The following is a 10,231-nucleotide window of genomic DNA, read 5'->3' as shown; positions in this document are numbered from 1 at the left end:
GCTTCATTGTAGGCTGGCCAGTTCCTGGTCTTGTAGGTCGGGGGTATGTGTCTGCTCATGCATCCCAGCTACCACGCTGGATTCACGAGATGAATCCCTCACAGGATTTGTGCAACAGAGCCCCAATCGCATGCAATTCTGGCACGAGCCAAGAGCCAATGTAAATCACTTCGGAGAAATTTTGGACTCATTCCGACCACAGCTTCTTTGCTGCAAGATATGTTAGTGGTTTTGACGCCGCAACTCAAGGCTAGGTTTTGCCAGAGCCGTAAAGTTGAACTCAATGTCAGGTCCAATTAACGTGAGAGAAGTAGGTGCGGTGTCTCTCTCCCTTCGCATCTCGATCTGTGGTAGCCAACCGTATCCGACGCCTAAAAATTAGTGCGACAAGTGTGTTCCTGTTAGAAGTATTATTGACTCACAGTGATCTAATGGCCAAAAAACGCTGACATTTATGAGGCGATCCTTTGTTTAGCAAGGTCCAATCCCTTTGACCTCGACCGCCCTTCATTGTCACAGTCTCGAGTTCAGGCTGCCAGATAGTTTGTGAACGGCTCCGTGGTCCCGTCTCGATCGACCAAATGTACCACATAGGCCTCGCGCTCGCTTTCCGGTCCCATCCCGGGCGACCCGTAGGGCATGCCGGGCACTGCGAGGCCGACCGCGTCGGGGCGTTCCACCAGAAGACGGCGAATGTCTGCAGTGGGCACGTGGCCCTCGATCATGTAACCTTCGATGCGGCCTGTATGGCAGGAGACCATCTCCTGCGGGATGCCATTGTCCAGCTTGTAGCGCATCAGAAGCGTTCCGGCGCTCGCCTCTGTCGTGACGACAAAGCCGTCGTTTTCGAGGATCTCGATCCAGGCCGAGCAGCAGCCGCAGTTGGGATCCTTCATCACATGGATCGCCGGTCGCGAAGTTTGCGCTGACGTGCGAAGGGGAGAGGTCGCCACGAGCGCGGTCGCTCCGACCAGAATCGCGCGGCGAGAAATCGTTTCATGGGTCATTTGGTTTTCCTTTCTGATTGATGTTTTGTGCGGGCAGGTCAGAGATTGACCCGCCTGAGCCGCAAGGCGTTGGTGATCACCGAGACCGACGACAGGCTCATGGCCGCCGCCGCGATCATCGGCGAGAGCAGAAGTCCGGTAACGGGGTAGAGCAACCCCGCCGCGATGGGGACACCAAGAGCGTTGTAGGCGAAGGCGAAGAACAGGTTCTGCTTGATGTTACGCAGGGTGGCGCGGGATAGCTTGCGCGCCCGGACAATGCCCATCAGGTCACCACCCAGCAGGGTGATGCCCGCGCTTTCCATCGCCACATCCGCGCCGGTGCCCATAGCGATGCCCACATCCGCGGCGGCCAGTGCGGGCGCATCGTTCACTCCGTCACCCGCCATCGCAATCTTGTGGCCCTCGCGGCGCAGCTGGTCGATCAGGTCCTTCTTTGCCTCGGGCAGAATGCCGGCGCGGACCTCGTCGATCCCGAGTTTGCCTGCAACCGCCTGCGCCGTGCGTTCGTTATCGCCCGTCGCCATGATCACCCGCAGTCCCTGCGCGTGCAGCTCCCTGATCGCCTGCGCGGTGCTGTCCTTGATCGGATCGGCCACCGCTACGATGCCAACAAGCGCGCCATCGACCGCGACGAACATCGCGGTCTTTCCCTCGGCGCGCAGGGTGTCGGCTTGCCCCTCGGCCGTGCCCGTGTCCAGGCCCATCTCAGTCATCATCGCGGCATTGCCGAGCGACACCGCCCGTCCGCCAACCATGCCGCGCACGCCCTTGCCAGTGACGGCGTTGAAGTCCACAGCCTCCTGACGCGGTGCGCCCTGCGCTTTAGCCCCTTCGACGATCGCCTCCGCCAGCGGGTGTTCCGAGCCGCGCTCCAGCGCTGCGGCCAGCGACAGCAGGTCGGTTTCGGTCACATCCCCCAGCGCCACCGTATCTGTCAGCTTCGGTTTGCCCATCGTCAGCGTCCCGGTCTTGTCGACGATCAGCGTATCGACGCCCGCCATGCGCTCCAGCGCTTCGGCGTCCTTGATCAGCACGCCCGCCTGTGCGCCGCGCCCCGCGGCAGTGGTGATGGAAATCGGTGTCGCCAACCCCAGCGCGCAAGGGCAGGCAATGATCAGCACCGAAACGGCTGATGCAATCGCGAACACAAGCGCGGGTTCCGGGCCGAATATCATCCAGACCACGAACGCTATGATGGCGATGGCGACCACGGTAGGCACGAAGACCGCCGACACCCGGTCGGCCAGCCCCTGGATCGGCGCGCGGGACCGCCGCGCGTTCGACACCATGGCCACGATCTGCGCGAGGACAGTGTCGGACCCGACTTTGGCCGCCTTGATCACCAGAGAGCCGTTCTTGTTGATCGTGGCCCCGGTCACAATGTCTCCCGGGCCCTTTTCGACTGGCATCGATTCACCGGTCAGCATGCTTTCGTCCAGCGAGGATCGCCCTTCGATCACCGTGCCGTCGACGGGCACCGCATCTCCGGGACGGACGCGCAGCCGGTCGCCCTCCATGATGTTTTCCAGTGGCGCGTCGTATTCAGTGCCCTCCGGGAGGATACGCCGCGCGGTCTTCGGTGCCAGATCCAGAAGCGCGCGGATCGCATCCCCGGTGCGTTCTCGCGCTCGGAGTTCCAGCACCTGGCCCACGAAAACCAACGCGACGATCACCACGGCCGCCTCGAAATAGGTGCCGACGCCGTGGCCCATTCGGTACTGTTCGGGGAAAACGCCCGGCAGGAACGTCGCCACCAGTGAATAGAGGTAGGCAGCCGCCACGCCGAGGCTGATCAGGGTCCACATGTTCGGGCTACGGTTCACCACCGAGTCCCAGCCGCTCCGAAAGAACGGCAAGGCGGCCCAGAGGATGATTGGCGTCGCCAGCACGAACTCAAGATAGCTGGCGGTCTGATGCCCGATCCAGTCGCGCACTGGCAAGGCCACCAATTCGCCCATCGTGAGGATGACAAGCGGCACCGCGGCTGCGGCCGAAATCCACATGCGACGCGTGAAGTCGGTCAGTTCCTCGCTTGGCTCGTCAGACGGCACCATCGGCTCCAGCGCCATGCCGCAGATCGGGCAGGCACCTGGCGCATCGCGGACGATTTCGGGATGCATCGGACAGGTGTACTTGACGTTGGCCGGGGCGGTCTTCTTCTGTCCAGCGGCACGCCCTGAAGCGTAGAACCACGGATCAGCTTTGAACTTCCCTTGGCATTTTTCCGAGCAGAAATGGAAGGTCTCGCCCTGAAACTCGGCGTGACGCCCGTCAGGCTTGACGGCGACAGTCATGCCGCAGACCGGGTCCTTTGCCGTCTCGGTCCCAGCCGGGATGTCGGGGGGCGCGTGATGGTGATCTCTCTCCATGGTCTGCCAGCCTTTCGATCTGTTTTTTCAGTTTGCGGTTTCTAACGACCGGAACCTCAAGCCCTTTTAGTGATTGGCGTGAGCGCCTTCCCCGACCGAGTTGCGCGCGAGGAACAGCCGGACGAACAGGAACACCAGAGCCATGCCAACGATGCCGACCACAACGATGAGCGGGTCGGACTGCCATTTCACTGCGGCGAAGGCGGCCAGCACCACGGCATCAAGTGCGATGGCCGTCAGCAACACCCAGCCTCTCGCGCTGATTTCCTCGCGCAGATGCCGGAACACACCGAAGTGGATGATCATGTCCATCACCAGATAGAAGAAGGCCCCAAGCGAGGCGATGCGGCTGAGGTCGAAGAAGACCGTCAGGAATCCTGCGATAACGACGGTGTAGACAAGCGTGTGGTCCTTGATCGTGCCCGGCATCCCGAAATGGCTGTGCGGGATCATCTTCATGTCGGTCAGCATTGCCAGCATCCGCGAGACCGCGAACACGCTGGCGATCAGACCCGACGCCGTGGCCACCAGCGCCAGCGCCACCGTAAGGTAGAAGCCGGTCTGACCGAGGGACGGCTGGGCCGCTTCGGCCAGCGCGTAGTCCTTCGCTGCCACGATACGGTCAAGCGGCAGGCTGGAACCGACCGCGAAAGCCACCAGCAGATAGACGACGACGCAGATGGCGATCGACCAGACGATGGCCCGGCCCACATTGCGGTGCGGGTCGGTGACCTCTGCACCGCTGTTGGTAATGGTCGTGAACCCCTTGAAGGCCAGGATCGACAGCGCAACCGACGCCACGAAATCGGTTTTGTCCATGTCTCCATCCATCGCCTCGAACGAGATTCCGCTCGTCCAGAGGCCGGCTGCCCCAAACAGCGCGATGCCGCCCACCTTGAGAACGGCCATGACAAGAGAAATCAGCCCGACCGACCGGTTCCCGGAGGCATTCACGAGATAGGCAAAAATTATAAGCCCAACACCCAGCGTTGGCACTAAAGCGCTATCCGGATTACCGCCAATCACCTTAACTGCATAAGTTCCAAAAGTGCGCGCGACGAGACTTTCGTTGATGACCATCGACAGCGCCATCAAAAGTGCAGCACCCGCTGCGACCGTCGTCGGGCCGTAGGCCTTCTTCAGGATCATCCCGATGCCGCCCGCTGACGGATACGCGTTCGACATCTTGATGTAGGTATAGGCGCTGAACGCGGTCACGATGGCGCCCACGATGAACGAGAGCGAGAAGAGAGGCCCGGCGAGTTCGGCGATCTGGCCGGTTAGGGCGAAGATGCCCGCGCCGATCATCACGCCGGTTCCCATGGCTACCGCGCCAGGCAGGGTAATGCTGTTCTTCTCGTAGTCGTTTCTCGACACGGGATTTCCTTTTTGAGCTTTTGGCGCGTATTTTGTCAGTGAAACCGCAAGTCTGTGACATGCCCCAGGCTAAACATAGTCCATATCTTGCAGTCACTTTCTCTGATGACCGGCTCGCCTCAGGAGCGCAAAACACTTGCCTTGCAAAGGACGCAGCTAGATGCACCTCAGATCACGCAGAAGGGGACAAAGGACACCATCATGTTCATAAAACTTGTTTTCATCCGTATTTGACGAATCCGATGCTAGCATTGGAAAGTGGGGCAAGGCTTCATTTCGAAACGTTGCCCCACCAAGTTGTAGGTGGCCCCGTAGACGTCTTGCTATTATTTCAATGCAGTCACAGTCAGCTTGCCTTTTACGCGGTCTGCAACGAATTGAATGTCCTGCCCTTCTGACATTTTTTCCAGCATGGCTTCGTCCGCGCGGAACACCATGGTCATCGCGGGCATATCCAGGTTGACGAGAGGGCCGTGGATAATTGTGACCTTGCCGGCTTTGGCGTCGATTTTCTTGATGGTCCCGCTCGTGTATTCCACGTCAGCCTGAGCCATCTGGTCACCGACTGCGACCTCCCGGTGCATGCCGGATTCGTAGTGGCCAGGGATCAGGCACGCCGCTTCGAATGTGCCAGAATTTGCGAAAGTCCAGACAACCTCGCCGGAAGCGCCCGCATCGAGACGGATACGGTTCGGATCGTCATGTTCCATGTCCATCTTGGCCATTTCGATCTTGTGCTCGGCATTGCGCTCTACCGTGTCGAGGACGAATTCATGCTCCAGCTCACCCTTGTTGGTGATGTTGAAGCGGATGGTTTCGCCCTCCTTGATATCCATCGGCTCACTCTCGATCAGCATCTGGCCCTCATCGTTTTCGAGTAAAGTGACGTCGATTGTGCGGTCAACCTTGGCGGCGTCACCCGGCATGCCGACCATCATTGCGGCTGGCTTGGTCTCCCCATGTCCACCGTCGTGTGTACCTGAAGCAAAGGCCGGTGCTGATAGCGCGATCGCGAAGCTTGTCGTCAAAAGAAGATTTCTCATTTTATTGTCCTGTAGGTTGGTTCGGTTGGAGATGACGAAGGGCCGCTCAGCCCTTCGAGGTTGGTTTCGGTGTGAGAATGGTCTTGGGGCTGTTGTTGGAGGCAAAGTCGGGTAATTCGCCAGTCCATTCGTAGGCCATCTCGCCCGGAGGGTTCTCGTACCAGCCGGGATCGGAGTAATCGTCCGCGTCGATGCCGTCCCGCACCTTCACGACCGAAAACATGCCGCCCATCTCGATGGGTCCGTACGGGCCCCAACCCGTCATCATCGGGATGGTATTGTCGGGTAGCGGCATTTCCATTTTTGCCATGTCCCCCATGCCGGACATGCCCATCGGCATGTATTCCGGCTGGAATTGACGGATCTTCTGGGTCAGCGGCTTCTTATTCACCCCGATGAACGTCGGCACGTCATGGCCCATGGCGTTCATCGTATGGTGCGATTTGTGGCAATGGATCGCCCAATCTCCCAGATGATCGGCGACGAATTCGTAGGCGCGCATCGCACCTACGGGAATGTCGATGCTGACCTCCGGCCACTGTGCTTCAGGCGGCACCCAGCCGCCATCCGTGCAGGTGACCTTGAAGTCATAGCCGTGCATATGGATCGGGTGGTTCGTCATCGTAAGGTTCCCAACCCGTACTCGCACCCGGTCGCCCTTGTTCACGACCAGCGGATCGATGTCGGGGAAGATCCGGCTGTTCCAGGTCCAAAGGTTGAAATCCGTCATCGTCATGATGCGGGGTACATAGGTACCCGGATCGATGTCGAAAGCATTCAGCATGATCAGGAAATCACGATCCACCGGCATGAATGTGGGATCCTTGGGGTGGACCACGAACATGCCCATCATCCCCATCGCCATCTGGGTCATTTCATCGCCGTGGGGGTGGTACATGAACGTTCCGGACTTCACCAAGTCGAATTCGTAGACGAAGGTTTTGCCCGGCGGGATGCTTGGATGGCTCAATCCGGAGACCCCATCCATGCCTGAAGGAAGAATGAGCCCGTGCCAATGCACCGTTGTGCCTTCCGGCAGCTTATTGGTGACGTAGATACGCACCCGGTCGCCTTCGACTGCTTCGATCGTCGGGCCGGTGGATTGGCCGTTGTAGCCCCACAAATGCGCGATCATGCCGTCGGCAAGCTCGCGTTCTACCGGTTCGGCCACGAGGTGAAATTCTTTCACCCCGTTGTTCATCCGGTGCGGCAGGGTCCACCCGTTCAATGTGACCACGGGTGTGTAGTCCGGCCCGGAATTGGGACGCGGCGTAATCGCCGTTGCCGCACTGTCCATTTGGGCAGCTTCGGGCAGGCCCATGTTCAGTGTTTTACCCCAGGCTTTCGAAGATACCAGCGTTGCACCTGCCGCGCCGGCTCCGAGTAATTGACGTCTGTTCAACATGTCAGTTCCTTTCAGTGTCCTGCGCCGCCACCGGCGGCAAGTGTTGCGCCTTCTCCACCAGCACCGCCGCCATCGCCGCCGCCATAGATCGCAGCGGTCAGGTCAGCCTGAGCCATGTAGAATTCGCGTTTTGCATTTGCCGCTTCCAGCGATGCGCCAAGCTTCTCGCGCACATCAGTCAGCAGCTCGAAAGTATTGGTGATCATGCCATTGTAGGACAGCAGACCCTCTTCTTCGACGGTCGTGCGTAGCGGCACCAGAACGTCGCGGTAGTGGCGGGCGATCTTATACGCGGCATGATAGGAGGTTTCGGCACCGCGCGCCTCAGAGCGGACGTTGACGGCTTTCTCCGCAAGCACGTTGGCCGCTTGCAGGTACGACAATTCCGCCTTGCGCATCCGGGCCTTACCGGTGTCGTAGATCGGGATTGCGAACTCCACTTCCACCTGAGGGGTGGTTACAGTCTCTGTTTCTCCATCCTCGATTTCCCGCTCTGCCTCGAATCCGGCAATGAATTCGAGATCGCTGACAATGCGGGTCTGGTCGGTCAGACCAAACGCCTTGGCCTGTGCTTCCAAGCCGAGTTTGGCAATCCGCAGATCAACCCGATTCCGTAATGCTTTCGCTTCGATGTCAGTCACACGACCGACGGAACGCGGCAGCGCAGGAAGGGCATCGGGCACATAATAGTCTACCTCGGTGCCCCATAGGCCCATCAATCTGGTCAAAGCCTCCTTGGACCGTGTCGCATTCAAGCGTGCCTGGGCAAGTTGTCCGGCGAGTTCGGCATTGAACGCCTGTTCACGGGCCTGTCCGGCTTTGTTGAGGGCTCCGGTCTCACCCAGCCTCATGGCCAATTCCGATCCGGCGTCAGAGGTCGCTTTCGCACGGCGAAGATAACTCACCGCCTCGAAGGCGGCTACGGCATCGACCCATGCCTTCCGCGTCTGATTGGCCAGTGCGAGCGTATCATTTACAGCACTAAGCTGCGCCTGCTGGAAGTTTGCGTCTGCAATGGCCATACGCTGCTGGCGCGTGGTGGCATCGAGCACGTTCGACCGGATTAGTCCCTCGATTGCCCTATATGCACCCAGTTCGGGCGCACCGATGCCCAGGATACCTATCGAAACGATCGGATTTTCCGGGGTCGATTGCTGCCAGGCCTCGGCGGCGGACAGGCCGACGTTCGCGTATGACGCCTGCAACCCCTTGTTGTTTAAAAGAGCGACCTGAACGGCGGTGTCCGCCGAAATGGTCTTGCGATGCACCATTGCGTGCACCTGCTTTTGCAGAGCCTCGTTTTCGGCCTGGGTTTCAGCGAAGGCTGTCCGTTTGCCGATGGCTGGTGTGACCTGGCTGGAAATGTTGACGAAGCCAGCCTTTGGTTCCGTGTAGATGCCCGGTACAGCCGTAGCGCAAGCACCCAAGATTAGCGGAAAGCCGAAAACCAGCGGAAACTTCGATAGCCGCATCAGTTGCCCTCCGTCTGCTCTTGATTGACGGAACGCCAATCCCGGGGGCCAGTTGGTCCGCGATAGGTGTAGCCAGCCAACGGGTCCTGATAGCTGATCGGCGACGAAACTGTCGTATTAACGGCGGCCTGTTGAGTCTCGACGGACGGCAAGGCGGTGGGTTCATAGGCGCATGCGCCAAGCCCGAGGGCCGAAGCCCCCATAAGAAGATGAATTTTCATGAAAGTAACCTGATTGGTGAACGTTGTCTCACGCAGAAACTGCGCAAGGCTCACACCCAATTTGGGCGCCGGTTCAGATCAGGAATCGAGGGGGCCGCAGAAAACCAGTCGTTTCGAAGGAATACGTCTGTCCGTCCAGAATCACATATTGCCTCGTACCAACTGGCTCTGCTCGCAAGTTGGTATCGTCGAGGAAGGCGACAGAAATACAGATACCGTTACAACATTCGTCTGACTGCCGCTCTTTGCCATCCTTGTCGGACACTTCTATGCCGATGTCACTTACGACCTCAAGCATCGTGTGTGCGTGATGCGCATCGCTTCCGGTTTCACGGGCCTCCGCAGCACCAACGACACCAACAGACTTGACTTCATGTCCGTCATGCATGCCGGACGACGCGTGAGCGGCAGAAGGTGGTGACAATACCAACGCCAGCGCAAACACGATGCACGTAAACGCCCTTGACCAGCTTGATATGAAAACTCGGAAGCTCATGCCGCGACTATCGGAGAACGATGCAGTACAGTCAATCCGTCCTGCGCAGGAAGGTTAGTTGAATTCTTCGTGAAACGGGCGGGATACGGCCGCTGCTGTCAAAAATGTTGAAAATCGGAAACATGTAACGGGCCAAAGCCTCGCCCGCGCTCAGCTCACCAATTTCTCACAGCCATAGCTCGCTTCGTTGATCGCTGTGGCCAATTCACTTTCATCTAAGTTGCTGTCAACGTCGACTTCAAGTGCGGTTAGACCGCACGAAACCGTCGCATCTGGGCCGGCAGCCATGATGGGCTTTTGTATGGAAGCGGCACGATGGCCGCGATCTCCGCGCAGATTGCAATAGACCCTGAAAGGAGTCCGCCCACTCGGATAGGAATATTCCGTTCTGAAAATCACCGCCAGCGTAAGACATGCAGAAAAGCTACTTTCCAATGCTATCAACATTTCCGCAACTAGGTCCGGCAGTAACCTACCATTTGTTATGTCGCTCGGCCTGCAGTTGAGACATGGAACGCGGTTCAGGAGATTTCGAAACTTAAATTTCATTCGTCCCAAAGACCTGGAGCGAATGCTTGGTTCCCAAACGCAGGTTCAACATCCTCGATCTCAAGCCGTATATGTGCCAACGTTCTTACATGCAGAGGTTTTTCTCCGTCGACATGCCCGGTATTCAGTTTGTGAGCATTGTCTTGGCATTCAGCCTCGCAGCGTTTGAGAACGGCGGTGCGAAAGTCGGCCACGGTAGCGGCGGGATGAGCCTGCTGCGGGCGGCGTAAAAGTCGTCCACCTTTACCCTTTCTGGCGACAGGGAGGGCGGGAGGATTTTCACTGTGGA

The 10,231-nt window shown here is 58.7% G+C and carries 9 protein-coding genes; all 9 read right to left on the bottom strand.

Translation table 11 applies throughout. The annotated features are described in order from the left end of the window. Positions 1-527: 527 nt before the first annotated feature. Positions 528-1,007, bottom strand: a complete 480-nt coding sequence (locus tag PVW27_RS20860; RefSeq protein WP_230802107.1) for a DUF411 domain-containing protein — start codon at positions 1,005-1,007, stop codon at positions 528-530. 38 nt (positions 1,008-1,045) lie between these two features. Beyond that, a complete protein-coding gene (locus tag PVW27_RS20855) occupies positions 1,046-3,379 on the bottom strand; it encodes a heavy metal translocating P-type ATPase (protein ID WP_230802106.1) in 2,334 nt (777 codons plus the stop codon). A 66-nt stretch (positions 3,380-3,445) separates the two neighbouring features. Next, the gene (locus PVW27_RS20850; protein WP_274561032.1) at positions 3,446-4,756 is read right to left on the bottom strand and encodes an APC family permease; all 1,311 of its coding nucleotides are present in this window, start codon (positions 4,754-4,756) and stop codon (positions 3,446-3,448) included. A gap of 326 nt (positions 4,757-5,082) precedes the next feature. Next, positions 5,083-5,799, bottom strand: a complete 717-nt coding sequence (locus tag PVW27_RS20845; protein ID WP_230802105.1) for a copper-binding protein — start codon at positions 5,797-5,799, stop codon at positions 5,083-5,085. Positions 5,800-5,845: 46 nt separating this feature from the next. Further along, positions 5,846-7,204: a multicopper oxidase family protein gene (locus PVW27_RS20840; RefSeq protein WP_230802104.1), complete on the bottom strand. Its 1,359-nt coding sequence runs from the start codon at positions 7,202-7,204 to the stop codon at positions 5,846-5,848. An 11-nt stretch (positions 7,205-7,215) separates the two neighbouring features. After that, a complete protein-coding gene (locus PVW27_RS20835; RefSeq protein ID WP_230802103.1) occupies positions 7,216-8,676 on the bottom strand; it encodes a TolC family protein in 1,461 nt (486 codons plus the stop codon). Beyond that, entirely contained in the window at positions 8,676-8,897 is a 222-nt protein-coding gene (locus PVW27_RS20830; RefSeq protein ID WP_230802102.1) for a hypothetical protein, read from the bottom strand. Before PVW27_RS20830 ends, PVW27_RS20835 begins: the two co-directional genes overlap by 1 nt. A 73-nt stretch (positions 8,898-8,970) precedes the next feature. Next, complete coding sequence (locus PVW27_RS20825) at positions 8,971-9,342, bottom strand: hypothetical protein (protein WP_230802101.1); 372 nt, start codon at positions 9,340-9,342, stop codon at positions 8,971-8,973. Between the two features lie 596 nt (positions 9,343-9,938). Continuing rightward, on the bottom strand, positions 9,939-10,231 hold a 293-nt coding region (locus PVW27_RS20820), incomplete at its 5' end, for a hypothetical protein (RefSeq protein ID WP_274561027.1).

The organism is Seohaeicola sp. 4SK31 (genome assembly GCF_028802875.1).
Classification (GTDB): Bacteria; Pseudomonadota; Alphaproteobacteria; order Rhodobacterales; family Rhodobacteraceae; genus Seohaeicola.
The sequence above is the reverse complement of the archived record's forward strand: the minus strand, read 5'-3'. Positions and strand labels throughout refer to the sequence as shown.